Below are 17,486 nucleotides of genomic sequence, written 5' to 3'. Positions count from 1 at the left end.
TGCTCCTAAGCGACCAGGTAGGAAGCGGTGACGGCCAGCAGGGCCAGGGCGAACGACCCCGCCAACAGCTCGGGCACGCGGAACAGCCGCGCCTTGGCCAGGAAGACCTCACCCACGCTGAGCACGACGCCCAGTAGCAGGATCTTCACGGTGACGGTTCCCATGCCGATCACGACGCCGAGCGCCGACCAGTCGGTCATCACGCCCCATGGCACGATCAGGTTGCTGAGCAGGCCGAGCAGGGCCGCCAGCTTGAGCCAGGAGCCGAGTTCGAGCCAGGCCAGGTCACGGCCGGAGGCCTCCAGCACCATGGCCTCGTGCAGCATCGTCAGTTCGAGGTGGGTCGAGGGGTTGTCCACGGGCAGGCGGCTGGTCTCGGCCATGATCGCGATGGCCAGTGCGACCATGGCCAGCAGGCTGACCGGGGAGATGATCACGGCCGGATTCTCCAGCCGGGTCTCCACGATCAGCGAGAGCGTGGAGGTGCCGGCCGGGATGGAGAGCGCGTAGACCGCGAGCAGCAGGGTCGGCTCGACGAGGGCCGCGACGGTCATGTGCCGACTAGACCCCATCCCGCCGAACGCGGTGCCGGCGTCGAGTCCGACCAGGGCCAGGGCCACCACGCCGATCAGCATGACGGAGACGATCACGAACAGGTCACTGGGAATGAGGGGCAGCGGCAGCGTGCCTACCAGCGGCAGCAGGGCGCAGAGCAGCAGGCTGGAGACCAGGAGGGTGACCGGGCCTGCCGCGAGCATCCAGCTGCTGTCGACGGCGCGCACCGGGTTCTTCACCAGGAGCTTGCGCACATCGCGCCAGGGCTGCCAGATGCCGGAACCGGCCCGGCCTTCGAGGCGGGCCCGCACTTGGCGGATCACCCCGATCAGCAGGGGGGCCAGGAACACGAACAGCACCAGCTGCACGAGGGCGATCGCGATCGCTGCGACGCCGGTCACAGGGACACCACGATCAGCACGACCAGGAGGGCGACGAAGGAATAGGACAGGTAGCGATGGATACTCCCGTTTTGCGCACGACGGGCCAGAATGCCGAATTGTTGCATGAGGTTCAGCACCGGGCGGTAGAGCCGGGTTTCAACCACGTCGGACACGCTCTGTTCCACGTGCACACGTTCCACCAGATAGCGGGATTCGCCGACATGGGTGACCTCCACGTCGCGGGATGGCCGGAGCACGTCGTCGAACACGCGCACCAAGGGCTCGGCGTAGGACGTGGCGGTGTACTGCATCCGCGGCCGCAGCCGGGAGCCGCCGCCGGCCCAGGGAAGCGGCGAGATGCGGGTGGGGTGGCGCCGGGCGGAGACGAACAGGACGATCAGTACTGGCACCAGCAGGAGCCCGGCCAGCATCACGAAGGTGGTGGGGTCCAGCACGGCGTCGATGCCGCGTGCGTCGACGCCCGCGAGGCCGATGGTGCGCACGTCGGGGGTGAGTTCGGGGCCCACGGCTGAGCCGATGGCCACGGCGAGTGGCCCGGGCAGCAGACCGAGCACGATCACGAGCAGGGCGCCGAGCACGAGCGGGATGCGCATGATGACGGGCACCTCACGGGCCTGTTTGGCCTCCTGGGAGCGCGGGCGGGCCAGGAAGGCGATCCCGTAGGCCTTGACGAAGGTGAGCAGGGCGAGCCCGGCGGTCAGGGCGATCACGGCCACAGCGAGCGGCATTGCGACGGAGGCCGCGACGGAGACGACCTCTCCGTCGACCCGGGATCCGTGGATCAGGGCCTGCAGCAGCATCCACTCGGCGACGAACCCGCTGGTGACAGGCAGGGCCGCGGCGCCCATGGCCGCCGCGCCGAACGCGGCGGCGGTCCAGGGCATGCGGCTGCCGAGGCCGCCGAGTCGGTCGAGGTTCATCTCGCCGGCCGCGCGGGCCACGGCACCCGCGCCGAGGAACAGGGTGGACTTGAACGCGGCGTGGCTGAGCATGAGCAGCAGGGCGGCGACGAGGGCCGCGTCTGCCGCGGCCGTGGCGTTGTCGGCGCGAAGCAGAACGGATGCCCCGAGCCCCAGAAACACCAGCCCCATGTTCTCGGTCGTGGAGTAGGCCAGCAGCACCTTGAGGTTGCTCGCCACCGAGGCCTGCAGGATCCCGTAGAGCGCGGAGACCCCGCCGAGCGCCATGATCAGCACGCCCCACCAGGCCGGACCGCTCGGCAGAATCCGCACGAAGACCAGAAGGGCGCCGTAGACGCCAATGTTGACCATAGCGCCGCTCATCGCGGCGGCGACGTGGCCGGGTGCCTCGGGCAGCACCCGCGGAACCCAGACGTGCAGGGGTACGAGCTCCGCCTTGCCGCCGAAGCCGAGCAGCAGCAACAGGAACGCCGCGCTCGCCTGCCAGGAGTACGGGTCGACCGTGGCGAGCCGGTCGAACCCGGTGCCGCCGGCCAGGCCGGCGAGCATGGCGAAGCCGGCCAGCACGAAGAAGAAGCTCAGCTGCGACATCGCCGAGTACCAGACCAGGGCGGAGGCGACCGTGCCGCGGGTGGCGTGGTGGGCCAGCAGCAGCGCCGTGGAGCCGAGTGTCATGATCTCCCAGAACAGCAGGAAGGACACGACGTCGGTCGCGGCCGGCACCAGCTGCATGCCGAACAGGAACACGGCCATCGACAGCCACGCGGTGCGGGACGCCGAGGCCACGCGGGCCGAGCCGATCCCGAAGAGGGAGGCGAGCACACCGACCGAGGAGACAACCATCATGACAAGGCCGCCGAGCCTGTCGGGGGACAGCACGAGCGGGTCCAGCGGCAGGGCGGTGGGGATGCTCAGCGACCCGGTTCCGCCGGAGAGGGCGATCGCGCCGGTGATGATTCCCGCCGCGGCGAGCAGCGTGCATATGGTTCCGCTGATCCGGGATCGCCGGCGGGTGGGGGTGAGCAGGGCCGCCGCCACGGCGAGCACGAGGAGCAGGGTTTGACCGAGCAGTCCAGCTTCGAGGGCGGTCATCGTCCGGTCATCCGTCGCAGCGCTTCGACGATGACCGCCGGTTCGGGCGGATTGCCCGGCACGGCCAGGTCGACGTGCACGAAATCGGAGACGGGCCCGGCCACCCCGTAGCCCTCGGCGAAGACACCTCCGGTGATCGCACAGTCGCCGACGGCGATCACGAAGCGGGGGGTCGGTGTGGCGTCGACCGTGCGGAGCAGAGGTTCGATCAGGTTGCGGGTGACCGCGCCGGTGATCACGAGCACGTCGGCGTGACGTGGGGACGCGACCAGGCGGATGCCGTAGCGCTCCACGTCGTAGACCGGGCCGAATGCGCTCTGCACCTCCATCGCGCAGTCGTTGCAGCTACCGCCGTTGATGAAGCGCACCTGCACGCTGCCGCCGAAGACCTCGGCGCCGGTGTGCAGAGCCGGGGCCGGCGGGGCCGTTTCGGCGATGCGCCCACTGGTGCGGATGAGCTTCGTGAGTCGTGTGACGCTCAACTCAGGCTCCAGAAGGGACGATACATCATTACTTCTTTATATACCTATATGATAAATTTATCAAATAGATTCGGCTTATTCGTCGGGCCAGGGCGCGCTCAGGGAGTCCATGGCGTCCTGGGTGTAATCGATCACGCCGGTGAGCAGCTGCTCCATCGAGGTCGACCGCAACAGGGCGATCTGGTCCAGCGCGCCCAGCGGGGCGATTCCGGCGATCTGCCAGGCGGCCGCAATCGGGTCGCGGGACAGCTCCACCGTCGACGGCCAGAGCTGATCGGCGAATTCGCTCGCCAGGGCGAGGGCCCGGCGCACGGCCTGCTCGGCCCGTTCCCGCAGCGGCAGCAGGTCGTCGTCCCAATCGAGAGCGTCGATTTTGCGCACGGTGGCCTGGGGATGCGGGTCCTCGGGCAGCCAGTCCACGATCTCGATCCGCCGTTCGCCCTGGGCGGTCACGCCCACGTAGCCTTCGGAGGCCTCGAGCTCGGTGATCTGGGCCACGGTGCCGTAGCGGAATCGCCGCTCGCCACCGCCGACCTCCTGGCCGCGTTCGATCAGCACCACGCCGAACTCGGCAGGTTCCTCCTTGAGGATACGGGAGAGCATGACCAGGTAGCGGTCCTCGAACACGCGTAGTTGCAGCGGCATATAGGGAAACAGGACCGACCCGAGCGGGAACATGGGGAGGGTCGTCGCCGGCAGTGCGGTCATGGGTGGCTGCGCTCCAGCAAAGGCGTGATCCGGTAGGGGATCAACTCGCCCATGGCCAGCGACGTCTCGGTGCGCTCGACACCCTCGCAGGCGAGGATGGTGCCGTCGATGCGGAACAGGTCGTCCGCATCCGTGCACACCACGCGCACCAGGATGTCGGTCGCCCCGCTCATGCCGTGCGCCTGGACGATCTCGGGAATGCGGGCCAGCTCGGCCACGATCTGAGCCAACCGTTTCTGCTGCACGTGCACCTCGATGAAGGCCGTCAGCGGATAGCCCAGAGCGACCGGGTTGACGCGGCGGTCGAAGGCGAGGAACGCATTGGATTCCTCGAGCCTCGACATGCGCGCCTGCACCGTGTTGCGCGAGAGGTGCAGCTGCTGGGCGAGCGCGACGAACGTGCTGCGCGGGTCGGCACAGAGGGCGCCAAGCAACTGCAGGTCGACTTTGTCCGGACTGTGCATAGTGCCCGACGTTAGCAGGCCGAGTGCCCTCTGAATAGGGCAAAATGCTCAAAATTATGCATCATGGTTGTGCCGAGTGTCGCGGAATCGTACGCTCTCAACAACTTCGGCAACGACGCTGGGAGCGCATTGTGCACACTGTCCTCACGGGGGAGACCCCGGCCATCTTCTTACAGCTGCTGAGCCCCGACGGGGTGCGCATGCCAAGCGCCGAACTTGATCCCTGGGTCGTCGACGTCACAGGTGACGACCTCGCCGCCCTCTACCGGGACATGGTGGTGGTGCGCCGCATCGACGCCGAGGCCACGGCTCTGCAGCGCCAGGGCGAATTGGGTCTCTGGCCGCCGTTGCTCGGCCAGGAGGCCGCGCAGATCGGCTCCGCGCGCGCTCTCCGCGCCGACGACTTCGTCTTCTCCAGCTACCGTGAGAACGCGGTCGCCTGGTGCCGGGGCGTGTCGCCCACCGACATCCTCCGGGTCTGGCGCGGCACCGCACAGTCCGGCTGGGATCCCTTCGACCACGGCATGGCGACGCCGAGCATCATCATCGGCGCGCAGACCTTGCACGCCACGGGCTGGGCGATGGGCGCCCGGTTCGACGGGGCCGACTCAGTGGCCGTGGCCTACTTCGGCGACGGGGCGACCAGCGAGGGCGACGTCAGCGAGGCGCTGGTGTTCGCGGCCAGTTTCCAGGCCCCTGTGGTCTTCTTCTGCCAAAACAACCACTGGGCCATCTCAGAGCCGGTGGGCCTGCAGGCCCCGGCGGGCATCGCCGGTCGCGCACCCGGGTTCGGCATCCCCAGCCTCCGGATTGACGGCAACGATGTCTTGGCCGTGCTGGCGGCAACCCGGCTGGCCCTGCACAGGGCCCGCACAGGGGGAGGGCCCACCTTCATCGAGGCCGTCACCTACCGCATGGGCCCGCACACCACGGCGGATGACCCCACCCGCTACCGGCCCGCGGCGGAACTCGAGGAGTGGGCGAAGAGAGACCCCATCCTGCGATTGCGCCGGCTGCTCGACTCCCTCGGTCGGTTCACTCCCGAGCTGGTGGCTGAGTCCCAGGCCCTGGCCGACGCCACGGCGGCCGAACTGCGCGCGGGATGCATCGGACTGCCCGACCCGGAGCCGCTGACCGTGCTGGCCAACGTCTACGCCACCCCACACGCCGGGGTCGACCGCCAGCGGGCGGAATACGCGGCCTATTTGGCGAGCTTCGAGCCAACCGGAGGGAAGCCCTGATGACCATCGAATCCTTGAGGAGTTCCCCGGCGCCCGCCGTGAATGGAGCCCCGCCGGTGCCGCTCACCGAGACGACGACACTCACCCTGGCCAAGGCGATCAACGCCGGGCTGCGGCGCGCCATGCTCGACGACCCGAAGGTGGTGCTGCTCGGCGAGGACATCGGCGCCCTGGGCGGCGTGTTCCGAGTGACCAGCGATCTGCTCGCCGAATTCGGGCCGAATCGGGTGATCGATACCCCGTTGGCCGAGTCCGCCATCATCGGCACCGCGGTGGGGCTCGCTTACCGGGGCTACCGCCCGGTCTGCGAGATCCAGTTCGACGGCTTCATCTTCCCCGGTTTTGACCAGATCGTCAGCCAGGTGGCCCGGTTCCACTACCGCACCCAGGGGGCCGTTCGCATGCCCATCACCATCCGGGTCCCGTTCGGCGGCGGCATCGGCGCCGCCGAGCACCACTCCGAATCGCCCGAGGCGTATTTCACGCACACCTCGGGCCTGAGGGTGGTCGCGGTCTCCAATCCGCAAGACGCCTACGGCTTGATCCGACAGGCGATTGCCTCCGACGACCCGGTGCTCTACTTCGAGCCCAAGCGTCGATACCACGTCGCCGGTCCGGTGTCCCCGCAGCTCGACGCACCCCTCGAGAGCGCCCGGGTCGTGGCCGCCGGTACCGACGTCACTCTCCTCGCCTACGGTGCCCTGGTGACCACGGCGTCGGATGCCGCCCTCGCCGCCGCCGACGAGGGCGTGTCGATCGAGGTCATCGACCTGCGCTCGCTCTCGCCCGTCGACTATGCCGTTGTCGAGGCATCCGTTCGCAAGACCGGCCGGCTCGTGGTGACGCACGAGGCCGCCCGCTCGGGTGGGCTGGGCGGGGAAATCATCGCCGAGATCACCGAGCGGTGCTTCGACTACCTCGAAGCCGCGCCGGTGCGAGTCACCGGCTTCGACATCCCGTACCCGCCGGCGAAGCTGGAGAGCCACCACCTGCCTGACCTCGATCGCATGCTCGACGGCGTCGACCGCGTACTGGGGAGACGACGATGATCAAGGTTTTCAGGCTGCCCGACCTGGGCGAGGGACTGACCGAATCGGAGATCGTGGCCTGGCGAGTCGCGCCGGGCGACACGGTGACGCTCAACCAGCTCATCGCCGAGGTCGAGACGGCCAAGGCCGTCGTGGAACTGCCGTCGCCCTTCGCCGGCGTGGTCGCCGAACTCCACCACGGGCCCGGCACCATCGTGCACGTGGGCGACCCGATCGTGTCCTTCGAGGTCGCAGGCGCCGAGCCCCGCGAGCCTGCCTCTGGCCAAGAGAGCGCACAATCCGCCCCTTCAGCGATGCCGGACGGGCAGATTGCGCGCTCTCGCGAACCCGAACGTGAGGCCGTGCTGGTGGGATACGGCGCCGCCGTCGAGCGTGGCGGGCGGCCGCAGCGACGGGCTCGCACCCGGGTGACGGATGCGGGGGGTCCGGTTGTGGGAGAGGAGCCGCAGGTCACGACCGAGCGGCCGCGATCCACGCCGCCGGTGCGCGCGCTGGCCCGCACCCTGGGAATCGATTTGGCCGAGGTGACCGGGACCGGACCGACCGGCCTCATCACCAGGGGAGACGTGGATGCCCACGCCGCTCCCTCCGCCCTCGAAGCCCACCGAGCCCCGACCCGATCGGGCGCCCAACGTGGGCAGGGCGAACCGACGGCGCTGCCGACGGCATCCGCGGTCGGTGCGCGGGAGACCCGCAGCCCGATCCGGAGCGTGCGCAAGCACACCGCGGCGGCGATGGTGCAGAGCGCGTTCACCGCGCCGCACGCCACGGAGTTCTTGACCGTGGATGTGACGCCGACGATCGAGCTGATCGCCGCGCTCAAACGTGACCGGGTCCTCGCAGACGCGCGCATCGGCATCCTCGCCGTCGTCGCGAAGGCGCTTTGTCTCGCGGTCGCCCGCACGCCCGAGGTGAACACCCACTGGGACGAGGCGGCCGGCGAGATCGTGCAGTTCCACTACGTGAACCTCGGCATCGCCGCCGCCACCTCGCGGGGACTCATCGTGCCCAACATCGCGGATGCCGATCGGCTCAGCCTGGTCGACCTCGCCGCGGCGCTCGCCGAGCTCACCAGCGCCGCCCGGGCGGGTGCGACCAGCCCCGCGGCACTGCGCGGCGGGACGATCTCGATCACCAACATCGGCTCCTTCGGCATTGACGCCGGCACGCCGATCCTGCCTCCCGGCGAGGCGGTCATCCTGGCCGTGGGCGCCATTTCGCCGCGACCCTGGGAATACCACGGTGGGATCGCGCTGCGGCAGCTGGTCACCCTCAGCGTCGCCTTCGACCACCGTCTGGTCGACGGCGAGCAGGCCGCCCGCTTCCTCACCGACGTCGCCGGCCTCCTCGCCAACCCGGCGCACGCCCTCGCCTTGCTGTGATCCGGCTTCAACGAATTCGACGGAGATTTTTTGGATTCCGGGACCGGAGCATCCGTTTGCCCGTTTGATGATCAAAATCTCCGTCGAATTCGTTGGACGGCCCGCGCCTTGACGGCGTTCGGGCCACGCAGCAGAGTGAGGGTATGAAACAACCGGGCACCCTCCTCACTGCGATCGACACCGAGACCGTGCTCTCCGGCGGAGCCTTCGTGCACCTCGACGGCGCCCTGCACGGCGCCTTCAGGACCACTGACTTCGCCTCGGCCGTGCGCCTGCTCGACCGGGTGACCGAGGCGGCGGATGCGATGAATCACCACCCCGATGTGCGTCTCGGCTACGGCCGGGTCGGCTTCCGCCTCTCGTCCCATGACGCCGGCGGCGTGACCGACCGGGACCTGCGGCTTGCCCTGCGCATACAGGACCTGGCGGATACGCAGGGCGCCGACCGCGCTCCTGAGCGGCCGACCCGCTACGACGTTGCCATCGACTGCACCAATGCCGCGGCGATCCGCCCGTTCTGGCGGGTGGGCCTCGGCTATGTGGAGGTCGACAGCGAGGGTGAGGTCGAACTCGTCCATCCGCTCGGGGAGGGTCCGCGGCTGTGGTTCCAGACCATGGACATCGCCCGTACCGAGCGCAACCGCATCCACCTCGATGTGTATGTGCCCGCTGGCGACGCGGAATCCCGGGTGCAGGACATCATCTCCGCCGGCGGGGAACTCCTCACCGACGAGCACGCCCCCGACTGGTGGGTGCTGGCCGACGCCGAGGGCAACGAACTCTGCGTCTGCACGACCGCGTACTGACTCGACTCCGGAGTCGTCTCGTGAGTCGTCCCGTAATGGTCCCGTCCCGTCTGAACCCTCGGCTTCCCGCTGAGCACTCTGTCCCCGCTGAGCACTCTGTCCCCGCCGAGTTCGACACTTCCGGTCGAAGTCGTCGGGTGTTCGTGCCGATCTCGACAGCAACTCTCGACGTCGACGGATGCCGGGTTCACACCGGCGCGATGCCCCCGGTCCCATGAGCCTCGCCCGCGCGCCCCGCGACCCCGAGCGCCGCGAGCGCCATCTCCTCGAGCAGCGGGCGCACCGCGCCGTTCGGCGACACCGGCAGCGTGTGCGGGGTCGAGTTCAGTAGTCCGAATGTGGCCTGGGAGCGGATGCGCAGCAGCTGCGCATCCACCGCGGGGTGCACCTGCCCGAGCACGCGCACCCACAGCTCCACGTAGGTGCGTTGCAGGGCGCGCACCCGGTGCCGGTCTGTGGGGGCGAGGCTGTCCAGGTCCCGGTCCTGCACGCGGATGACGTTTGGATGCGACAGGGCGAAGTCCGTGTGGAAGCGGACCAACGCGCGGAGGGCGCCCGCAGCATCCGGAGCCCCCTCGACCACGGCCTGCCCGCCCGCCACGAGCGTCGCACTGACCTCCACCAACAGCGCGGCCAGAACGGCCGGCTTGCCACTGAAGTGCCGGTAGACCGCCGGCCCACTCACGCCGACGGCCGCCCCGAGGTCCTCGATCGAGACCCCGTTGTAGCCTGACCGGGCGAACAGCGTCGCGGCGGCCTCCAGCAACGCCTGCCGCCGGTCGGCCTTGGCCTGGCTCCGAGCCGTCGGCGCGGCAGGCGCACCCGGTGGGGAAGGCACTGCACCCATTGACATCCCCTCCCACCCGAAGCTCTGGACAACTCAGTTATGAACCGCTAACCTGAACTTCGGTTAGTAGACACTAACTGTACCGGCTGAGCACTCAAGCGGGAAAGCGGGACGTTGTCGATGGAGACACTCGCGAGTCTGATCGACTCGACCAATGCGGCCTTCGCCGCGAACGCCGCCGCGCACCGCGAGCTCGTCGCCGACCTTCACAGCCGCCTCGCCGTCGCCGCGCTCGGCGGCCCCGAGGCCTCCCGCACACGCCACCTCGCCCGGGGCAAGCTGCTGCCGCGCGAACGCATCGACCGGCTGCTAGATGCCGGCAGCCCCTTCCTCGAGATCGCGCCCCTGGCCGCAACCGGGCTCTACGGCGACGACAGCCCCGGCGCCGGCCTGATCGCCGGGATCGGCCTGATCCACGGCCGGCACGTGCTCGTGATCTCCAACGACGCCACCGTCAAGGGCGGCACCTATTACCCGATGACGGTCAAGAAGCATCTTCGGGCCCAGGAGATCGCCTTCGAGAATTGCCTTCCATGCGTCTACCTGGTCGACTCAGGCGGAGCCTTCCTGCCGCTGCAGGACGAGGTCTTTCCCGACAAGGACCACTTCGGCCGCATCTTCTACAACCAGGCCAGGATGTCGGCAGCCAAGATCCCCCAGATCGCCGCAGTGCTCGGCTCCTGCACCGCCGGCGGTGCCTACGTTCCGGCGATGAGCGACGAGACCGTGATCGTGCGTGGCCAGGGCACCATCTTCCTCGGCGGTCCGCCGCTCGTGAAGGCCGCGATCGGCGAAATCGTCACGGCCGAGGAGCTCGGCGGCGGCGAGCTGCACGCCCGTACCTCCGGGGTGACCGACCATCTCGCCGAGGACGACGAGCACGCCCTCCAAATCGTGCGCGACATCGTGCGCTACCTGCCAGCGCCTCCGCCGCCGGCCTGGCCACGACTGCCGGCCGTCGACCCGGTCGTCGACCCGGCCGAGCTCTATGGCGCGGTACCCATCGACCCGCAGGGCCGCTACGACGTGCGGGAGGTGATCGCGCGGCTGGTTGACGCGAGCGAGCTGCACGAGTTCAAGAAGGAGTACGGCACAACTTTGGTCACGGGCTTCGCGCACCTGCACGGCCACCCCGTGGGCATCATCGCCAACAACGGCGTTTTGTTCTCCGAATCCGCCCTCAAGGGCGCGCACTTCATCGAGCTGTGCGACCAGCGCGGCATCCCGTTGATCTTCCTGCAGAACATCTCCGGTTTCATGGTCGGCCGCGACTCCGAGGCCGGCGGCATCGCCAAGCACGGCGCCAAAATGGTCACCGCCGTCGCCACCGCGCGCGTGCCCAAGCTCACGGTCGTGATCGGCGGTTCCTTCGGCGCCGGCAACTACTCCATGTGCGGCCGCGCCTACTCGCCCCGCTTCCTCTGGATGTGGCCGAACAGCCGCATCTCCGTGATGGGTGGACCGCAGGCCGCAGCCGTGCTCGCCACCGTCAAACGTGAGCAACAGGAGAAGGCCGGCCTGCCCTGGTCGACGGATGCCGTTGACGAGGTCACCGCCACCGTCACCGCCCAATACGAGCGGCAGGGCAGCCCTTACTATTCGACCGGCCGGCTCTGGGACGACGGGGTGATCGACCCGGCCGACACCCGAACCGTGCTGGGCCTGGCCCTCGACGTCGTCGCCCTGCCGCCCCTGCCCGAGACCGCCTTCGGCCTCTTCCGGATGTGAGGGAGACCATGAAACCCTTCGAGACCGTGCTGGTCGCCAACCGCGGCGAGATCGCCTGCCGCATCATCCGCACCCTGCGCGCGATGGGCATCCGTTCGGTGGCGGTGTACAGCGACGCCGACCGGGACGCTCTGCATGTGAGTCTCGCGGATGCCGCAGTGCGTCTCGGCCCGGCCACACCCCGGGAGAGCTACCTGAACATCGACGCGATCGTGGCCGCCGCGGCCACCACGGGCGCCGACGCCGTGCACCCCGGATACGGGTTTCTGAGCGAGAACGAAGCCTTCGCGCGCGCCTGCGCCGCCGCCGGCCTGGTCTTCGTCGGGCCGGGCCTCACCGCCCTCGCCGTGATGGGCGACAAGATCCGCGGCAAGAACCATGTCGCCGAAAGCGGTGTACCCGTCATCCCCGGTTTCTCCGTGCCCGGCCAGAGCGACGAGCAGCTCGTGGCCGCGGCGGCGACGGTGGGCTACCCGTTGCTGATCAAGCCGTCCGCGGGCGGCGGCGGCAAGGGGATGCTGCGGGTCGACGCCCCGGGCGAACTCCCCGATGCGCTCGTCACGGCCCGGCGCGTGGCGCAGGGTGCTTTCGGTGACGACACCCTGCTTCTCGAGCGTTTCATCGAACGGCCCCGGCACATCGAGGTGCAGGTGCTCGCCGACGCCGGGGGCACCGTCATCCACCTCGGCGAGCGCGAATGCTCCCTGCAGCGCCGCCATCAGAAGGTGATCGAAGAGGCTCCCTCGCCGCTGCTCGACCCGGCCACCCGCGCGCGCATTGGCGAGGCAGCCTGCCAGGCAGCCCGGAGCGTCGGCTACACGGGCGCCGGCACGGTGGAGTTCCTGGTCTCCGACGCGGCTCCGGACGAGTTCTTCTTCATGGAGATGAACACCCGGCTGCAGGTGGAACACCCGGTGACCGAGCTGGTCACCGGCCTCGACCTGGTCGAGTGGCAGCTGCGGATCGCAGCGGGGGAGCCGCTGCCGTTGACCCAGTCCGAGGTGGTGCTCACCGGGCACGCGATCGAGGCGCGCGTCTACGCCGAAAATCCGGCCCGCGGTTTTCTGCCCGGCCAGGGCACCGTGCTGAGCCTGTCCGAACCGGTGGGCGCTGGCATCCGAGTGGACAGTTCACTGCGGCCGGGGCTGCCGATCTCGGGGGTCTACGACCCGATGCTCGCCAAGGTGATCGCGTGGGGTGCCGACCGCGCCGAGGCCCTCGCCCGCCTCGACCAGGCCCTCACCGACACCGTGGTGCTCGGTGTGCACACCAACGTGGAGTTCCTCCGGCTGCTACTGCGGAACCCCGACGTCGTCGCCGGCCGTCTCGACACCGGCCTGATCGAGCGCAGCCTGCCGGGCCTCGGCCTGCGCGGCACGCCCGGGCAGCCGCTGCCTGACTATTTGCCTGCCGCCGCTGCCCTGTTCCTCCACGCCCGGGCCGCCGAGCTAGGCCTCTGGGCGAGTTCGAGCGGCTGGCGACTCGGCCTGGACCGCCCCACGCGCTACAGCCTGCGGGTCAGTGCCACCGAAACGGTCGACGTCACCGTGCTGACCGGGCCGACCGGCCTGAGCGTCGCCATCGACGACCGGATGCCCGTTCCCGCCCGACTCGCGCCCGTCACCAATCGTGCCCACACCTTCGCCTGCGAACTGGGCGGCCGTCTCGAGGTGCTGCAGCTCGTGGTCGACGGTCCGCGCCTCTGGCTCGGCCAGAACGGTTTCACGCTCGATCTGGTGCGCCGTTCCCGGGCCGGGCAGCTGGCCGACCGTCTTGCCGGCTCCGGCCGCACCGAGGGCGAGGGCGCGGGCGCACGGCCCGAGGTGCGCTCGCCGATGCCCGGCACCGTAGTGGCCGTGCACCTCGCCACGGGCGACCTGATTGTCGCCGGCCAGCGCATCCTCACCGTGGAAGCCATGAAGATGGAGCACCACCTGCTGGCCGAAACGGCCGGCCGACTCACCGTCAGCGTGCGTCCGGGCGACCTCGTGCGCCTCGACCAGATCGTCGCCACCGTCGCCACCGAAGCTACCGAAGCCACCACGCCATGCCCACCAGCCACGCCAGTCAAGGGAGACCCAACGTGAACCAGGAACTGACCGACTACCAGCGCCACCTCAGTGACACCGTGCGCGACTTCGCCGACACGGTCGTGGCGCCGGCCGCTTACGAGTACGACACCAAGCGCAGCCTGCCCTACGAGATCATCGCGCAGATGGGGGAGCTGGGCCTGTTCGGACTGCCCTTCCCCACGGAATACGGCGGCCAGGGCCAGGACTATTTCGCGCTCTGCCTGGCCGTGGAACAGCTCGCCCGCGTCGACCAGTCCATCGCCGTCACCCTCGAGGCCGGCGTTGGCCTCGGCATCATGCCCGTCTACCGGCGCGGCACCGAGGCGCAAAAGAAGGAGTGGGTGCCGCTGCTGGCCAGCGGGCGGGCGCTCGCCGCATTCGGGCTGACCGAGGCGGATGCCGGCTCCGACGCGGCGGGCACGAAGACCACGGCCGAGCTCTCCGGCGGTGAGTGGGTGATCAACGGCACCAAGCAGTTCATCACCAACTCCGGCTCCGAGATCACCCGGCTGGTCACGGTCACCGCGGTCACGGGAGAGTCCCGCCGACCCGACGGGTCGGTGAAGAAGGAGCTCACGGCCATCCTCGTGCCCACCCCTACCCCGGGATTCACGGCACTGCCGGCCTACGACAAGGTGGGCTGGCACACCTCTGACACGCATCCGCTGCTCTTCGAGAATGTGCGCGTGCCGGAGGCCAACCTGCTCGGCGACCGCGGTCGCGGCTTCGCGAACTTCGTGCAGACCCTCGACGAAGGGCGCATCGCCTTCGCCGCCCTCTGCACGGGCGCGGCGCAGGGCTGCCTCGAGGAAGCCATCCGCTACGCCAACAGCCGTAATGTGTTCGGCCGCTCGATCGGCTCCAACCAGCACATCGCGTTCAAGATCGCACGGATGCAGGCGCGCGTGTACACGGCCCGTCTCGCCTACTACGACGCGGCCCAGAAAATGGTGCACGGCCACCCCTTCAAAATGGAGGCCTCCATTGCCAAAATGGTGGGGAGTGAAGCCGCCATGGACAATGCCCGCGACGCGACTCAGATCTTCGGTGGTTACGGCTTCTTGAATGAGAACCCAGTGGCCAGGCACTACCGCGACTCGAAGGTGCTCGAGCTCGGGGAGGGCACCACCGAGGTGCAGCTGATGGTCATCTCCCGAGCGCTCGGGTTCACCGGTTAGGCAGGAGGAGTATGAACGACGAACGACGCACCATCGAGCAGCGCGGACTGTACTACGAGGAGTTCGACCTCGAGGCCCGTTACCGGCACAGCCCCGGCCGCACCGTGACCGAGACCGATAACGTGCTCTTCAGCACGCTGACCATGAATTCGCAGGCCCTGCACCTCGACGCGGCATGGGCGGCGACACAGCCGTTCGGTCAGCGCCTGGTCAATTCGATGTTCACCCTGTCAACCCTCGTGGGCAGCTCGGTGGCGCAGCTGACCCAGGGCACCATCGTGGCGAACCTCGGCTTCGGGGAGGTGACGTTCCCGCATCCGCTCTTCCACGGTGACACGCTCTACTCCGACACGGTCGTCACCGCTCGCCGGCTGTCGGGGTCCCGGCCGGGGCAGGGCCTGGTCACGCTGCGGCACACGGGCCAGAACCAGCATGGCGTCGTGGTGGCCACGGCCGAGCGAACGGTGCTGGTCTGGTGCCGGGAGGCCGTGCGATGACCTTCGACCTCGGACCCGCGCTGCTGTTCTGCCCGGCCGACCGATCCGACCGCTACCACAAGGCGGCGGAGCGGGCGGATGCCGTGATCCTCGACCTGGAGGACGCGCTGCTGCCCGGCAACCGGGCGAGGGCCCGAGGAATGCTGGTCAGCCATCCGCTCGACCCTGAACGCACCATCGTGCGGGTCAACCCGGTCGGTACGCCCGACTTCGAGCTCGACCTCGCCGCGTTGGACGACACCCTGTACCGCCACGTGATGCTGCCGAAGGCCTCGAACGCCGCGCACCTCGCGGCCCTGGGCCGGTTCGAGGTGATCGCGCTCTGCGAGACCGCCGCGGGGGTGCTCGCGGCCCCGCAGATCGCTGCGGAACCCAATGTGACGGCGCTGATGTGGGGTGCCGATGACCTGGTGGCCTCGCTCGGCGGCAGTTCGAGCCGGTTCCCCGACGGCAGCTACCGGGCAGTCGCCCGCCACGCCCGCTCGACGGTGCTGCTGGCGGCCGGCGCCCACGGCAAGGCGGCCGTGGACGGTGTCTTTCTGGCGATTCCCGACCTCGAGGGACTGAACGCCGAGGTGGCGGATGCCGTCGCGAGCGGATTCCGTGCCACGGCCTGCATCCACCCCAGCCAGGTTCCCGTCATCCGAGCCGCCTTCCGGCCCACGCCTGCCGAGGTCGCGGCCGCGTGGCAGATCCTCGAGGCGGCAGCGGGGGAGGAGGGTGTGTTCGCCTATCAGGGGCGCATGATCGACGCGCCCCTGCTCCGCCACGCCGAGGCGGTGCTGCGCCGGGCGGAGGCGATTCGGCCGGAATCAGGGGCTCCGTCCGGCTCCGCTGCGGCCGACGTGGTGGACAACTAGCTGGCTGAGTCCCGACTCGCCGGGGTGTCAGGCTTCCGATGGGTTGCCCGGCCATGTGGTTCCCGGATGATCAGATCGGTTGCCGGGCGTGCGCGCGGTCCAACCAGGGGAGCTGCGCGTCCGGGGCCTCCGGCAAACGCTGCGGCATATCCGGCTGATGTTGTGGCGAACTCAGGAGATCCGCCGGCGCGACGCCGGGCATCCGCACCAGTTCCGCACTGGTCCGTGGCATGCAGGCAACCCGGCGACGGATGTCCTGAGTTGGCCACACGCGAGCGGGCTCGACCGGGGAACGGCCCCCAGGCCGCTCACAGGAGCTTGATCCGCGCAAGAGCCGCAGGAGCCGCCCGGCCGCGGGAGCCACCGGAGGCCGTTGGGCGACACGGCGAGCCGGTCTCCAGTTGACGAGGTGGACTGCTAGGCGGCGTTGGCTGCGAGGGTCTCCTCGATCGCGCGCACGATCTCGTCTGACTCCGGTTCGACGGTCGACGCGAACCGGTCGACGATCTCGCCTTGCGGGTTCACCAGAAACTTCTCGAAGTTCCACTTCACCAGGCCAGGCAGCAGGCCGCTCTTGAACTTGGTCAGCTGCGCGTAGAGCGGGTGCTGGCGCTTGCCGCGCACGTCGACCTTTTCGGTCAGCGGGAAGGTGACGCCGTAGTTCATCTGGCAGAACGACTCGATGTCCGCCTCGGCGCCCGGCTCCTGTCCCATGAACTGGTTGCACGGGAGGCCGAGCACGACGAGGCCCTCGCTCTTGTACCTCGCATAGAGGGCTTCGAGGCCGGCGTACTGCGGGGTGAACCCGCATTTGGAGGCGACGTTCACGACCAGGACCGCCTTGCCGGCGAACTGATCGAAGGTCGTTTCCGTGCCGTCGATAAGGGTGAGCGGGGTCGAGTGGAGCACTGAGGCTGACATGGGCTCGACAGTAGCGTGACCGGCTTCGAGAAGGCTGGCAGGGGGATGCGGCGGAGCGGTCCACCGGCCTGCGGTAGAATGAGCAGTCATGAGCATCATTCGTGCCCTCTCGACCGCCGTGTCGAAGACTCCACGGGCCTGACGCCACTGCCTTCGGACTCAGCCTCGACTCCGACCCGATCGAACAGCAGTGTTCGCTGCGGGCGAGGAAGCCCGAATCCAAACTTTGCACGATCTGTTCACCAGACATCCGTTCACCAGGACCAGACAACGGTCCACT

At 69.1% G+C, this 17,486-nt stretch carries 16 protein-coding genes; 9 read left to right on the top strand and 7 right to left on the bottom strand.

From position 1 onward, the window contains the following. Positions 1–5: 5 nt before the first annotated feature. The 5 genes from E3O65_RS01160 to E3O65_RS01140 all read right to left on the bottom strand — a co-directional run bounded on the left by E3O65_RS01160 (position 6) and on the right by E3O65_RS01140 (position 4,625). Positions 6–956 (bottom strand): respiratory chain complex I subunit 1 family protein, encoded by a 951-nt coding sequence (locus E3O65_RS01160; protein ID WP_134361924.1) that lies wholly within the window; start codon positions 954–956, stop codon positions 6–8. Continuing rightward, the gene (locus tag E3O65_RS01155) at positions 953–2,971 is read right to left on the bottom strand and encodes a proton-conducting transporter transmembrane domain-containing protein (RefSeq protein WP_134361923.1); all 2,019 of its coding nucleotides are present in this window, start codon (positions 2,969–2,971) and stop codon (positions 953–955) included. The genes E3O65_RS01160 and E3O65_RS01155 overlap by 4 nt, the downstream gene beginning before the upstream one ends. After that, positions 2,968–3,453: an NADH-quinone oxidoreductase subunit B family protein gene (locus E3O65_RS01150; protein WP_134361922.1), complete on the bottom strand. Its 486-nt coding sequence runs from the start codon at positions 3,451–3,453 to the stop codon at positions 2,968–2,970. The genes E3O65_RS01155 and E3O65_RS01150 overlap by 4 nt, the downstream gene beginning before the upstream one ends. Positions 3,454–3,528: 75 nt before the next feature. Beyond that, positions 3,529–4,161, bottom strand: coding sequence for an LON peptidase substrate-binding domain-containing protein (locus E3O65_RS01145; RefSeq protein ID WP_134361921.1), 633 nt, complete (start codon positions 4,159–4,161; stop codon positions 3,529–3,531). Further along, a complete protein-coding gene (locus E3O65_RS01140) occupies positions 4,158–4,625 on the bottom strand; it encodes an Lrp/AsnC family transcriptional regulator (RefSeq protein WP_134361920.1) in 468 nt (155 codons plus the stop codon). The genes E3O65_RS01145 and E3O65_RS01140 overlap by 4 nt, the downstream gene beginning before the upstream one ends. Positions 4,626–4,756: 131 nt before the next feature. Here E3O65_RS01140 and pdhA point away from each other — a divergent pair, with 131 nt between their 5' ends. From pdhA to E3O65_RS01120, 4 genes are all read left to right on the top strand, one after another. Continuing rightward, positions 4,757–5,866 carry a pyruvate dehydrogenase (acetyl-transferring) E1 component subunit alpha gene (pdhA, locus tag E3O65_RS01135; protein ID WP_241985568.1) on the top strand — a complete coding sequence of 370 codons (1,110 nt, stop codon included), beginning with the start codon at positions 4,757–4,759 and terminating at the stop codon, positions 5,864–5,866. Next, positions 5,866–6,915: an alpha-ketoacid dehydrogenase subunit beta gene (locus E3O65_RS01130; RefSeq protein WP_134361919.1), complete on the top strand. Its 1,050-nt coding sequence runs from the start codon at positions 5,866–5,868 to the stop codon at positions 6,913–6,915. Before pdhA ends, E3O65_RS01130 begins: the two co-directional genes overlap by 1 nt. Then, positions 6,912–8,297, top strand: coding sequence for a dihydrolipoamide acetyltransferase family protein (locus E3O65_RS01125; RefSeq protein WP_134361918.1), 1,386 nt, complete (start codon positions 6,912–6,914; stop codon positions 8,295–8,297). The genes E3O65_RS01130 and E3O65_RS01125 overlap by 4 nt, the downstream gene beginning before the upstream one ends. A 143-nt stretch (positions 8,298–8,440) precedes the next feature. Further along, complete coding sequence (locus E3O65_RS01120; protein WP_134361917.1) at positions 8,441–9,103, top strand: VOC family protein; 663 nt, start codon at positions 8,441–8,443, stop codon at positions 9,101–9,103. A gap of 187 nt (positions 9,104–9,290) precedes the next feature. Here E3O65_RS01120 and E3O65_RS01115 read toward each other — a convergent pair whose 3' ends face one another. Continuing rightward, complete coding sequence (locus E3O65_RS01115; protein ID WP_134361916.1) at positions 9,291–9,950, bottom strand: SACE_7040 family transcriptional regulator; 660 nt, start codon at positions 9,948–9,950, stop codon at positions 9,291–9,293. Between the two features lie 120 nt (positions 9,951–10,070). On the opposite strand from E3O65_RS01115, the gene E3O65_RS01110 reads away from it, so the two are divergent. The 5 genes from E3O65_RS01110 to E3O65_RS01090 are packed head-to-tail and all read left to right on the top strand — an operon-like array spanning position 10,071 to position 16,285. Then, positions 10,071–11,678 (top strand): carboxyl transferase domain-containing protein, encoded by a 1,608-nt coding sequence (locus E3O65_RS01110; protein ID WP_134361915.1) that lies wholly within the window; start codon positions 10,071–10,073, stop codon positions 11,676–11,678. An 8-nt stretch (positions 11,679–11,686) separates the two neighbouring features. Next, entirely contained in the window at positions 11,687–13,765 is a 2,079-nt protein-coding gene (locus E3O65_RS01105) for an acetyl/propionyl/methylcrotonyl-CoA carboxylase subunit alpha (RefSeq protein WP_134361914.1), read from the top strand. Next, on the top strand, positions 13,762–14,928 hold the full coding sequence (locus E3O65_RS01100; protein ID WP_422386392.1) for an acyl-CoA dehydrogenase family protein: 1,167 nt from the start codon (positions 13,762–13,764) through the stop codon (positions 14,926–14,928). The genes E3O65_RS01105 and E3O65_RS01100 overlap by 4 nt, the downstream gene beginning before the upstream one ends. Positions 14,929–14,939: 11 nt before the next feature. Continuing rightward, positions 14,940–15,425 (top strand): MaoC family dehydratase, encoded by a 486-nt coding sequence (locus tag E3O65_RS01095; RefSeq protein WP_134361912.1) that lies wholly within the window; start codon positions 14,940–14,942, stop codon positions 15,423–15,425. Then, positions 15,422–16,285, top strand: a complete 864-nt coding sequence (locus tag E3O65_RS01090; RefSeq protein WP_134361911.1) for an HpcH/HpaI aldolase/citrate lyase family protein — start codon at positions 15,422–15,424, stop codon at positions 16,283–16,285. Before E3O65_RS01095 ends, E3O65_RS01090 begins: the two co-directional genes overlap by 4 nt. Positions 16,286–16,702: 417 nt before the next feature. On the opposite strand, the gene E3O65_RS01085 is transcribed toward E3O65_RS01090, so the two are convergent. Continuing rightward, on the bottom strand, positions 16,703–17,206 hold the full coding sequence (locus E3O65_RS01085; protein ID WP_134361910.1) for a glutathione peroxidase: 504 nt from the start codon (positions 17,204–17,206) through the stop codon (positions 16,703–16,705). Between the last annotated feature and the right edge of the window lie 280 nt (positions 17,207–17,486).

The sequence above is a fragment of the Cryobacterium breve genome, assembly GCF_004402375.1.
GTDB classification, from domain to species: Bacteria; Actinomycetota; Actinomycetes; order Actinomycetales; family Microbacteriaceae; genus Cryobacterium; species Cryobacterium breve.
The sequence above is the reverse complement of the archived record's forward strand: the minus strand, read 5'-3'. Positions and strand labels throughout refer to the sequence as shown.

What these genes read in the sequence shown, in the direction of transcription:
- E3O65_RS01105 (WP_134361914.1), top strand. Translation starts at nt 11,687, where the DNA reads ATGAAACCCTTCGAGACCGTGCTGGTCGCCAACCGCGGCGAGATCGCC.
- E3O65_RS01120 (WP_134361917.1), top strand. Translation starts at nt 8,441, where the DNA reads ATGAAACAACCGGGCACCCTCCTCACTGCGATCGACACCGAGACCGTG.
- E3O65_RS01085 (WP_134361910.1), bottom strand. Translation starts at nt 17,206, where the DNA reads ATGTCAGCCTCAGTGCTCCACTCGACCCCGCTCACCCTTATCGACGGC.
- E3O65_RS01115 (WP_134361916.1), bottom strand. Translation starts at nt 9,950, where the DNA reads ATGGGTGCAGTGCCTTCCCCACCGGGTGCGCCTGCCGCGCCGACGGCT.
- E3O65_RS01145 (WP_134361921.1), bottom strand. Translation starts at nt 4,161, where the DNA reads ATGACCGCACTGCCGGCGACGACCCTCCCCATGTTCCCGCTCGGGTCG.
- E3O65_RS01140 (WP_134361920.1), bottom strand. Translation starts at nt 4,625, where the DNA reads ATGCACAGTCCGGACAAAGTCGACCTGCAGTTGCTTGGCGCCCTCTGT.
- E3O65_RS01090 (WP_134361911.1), top strand. Translation starts at nt 15,422, where the DNA reads ATGACCTTCGACCTCGGACCCGCGCTGCTGTTCTGCCCGGCCGACCGA.
- E3O65_RS01110 (WP_134361915.1), top strand. Translation starts at nt 10,071, where the DNA reads ATGGAGACACTCGCGAGTCTGATCGACTCGACCAATGCGGCCTTCGCC.
- E3O65_RS01125 (WP_134361918.1), top strand. Translation starts at nt 6,912, where the DNA reads ATGATCAAGGTTTTCAGGCTGCCCGACCTGGGCGAGGGACTGACCGAA.
- E3O65_RS01130 (WP_134361919.1), top strand. Translation starts at nt 5,866, where the DNA reads ATGACCATCGAATCCTTGAGGAGTTCCCCGGCGCCCGCCGTGAATGGA.
- E3O65_RS01155 (WP_134361923.1), bottom strand. Translation starts at nt 2,971, where the DNA reads ATGACCGCCCTCGAAGCTGGACTGCTCGGTCAAACCCTGCTCCTCGTG.
- E3O65_RS01095 (WP_134361912.1), top strand. Translation starts at nt 14,940, where the DNA reads ATGAACGACGAACGACGCACCATCGAGCAGCGCGGACTGTACTACGAG.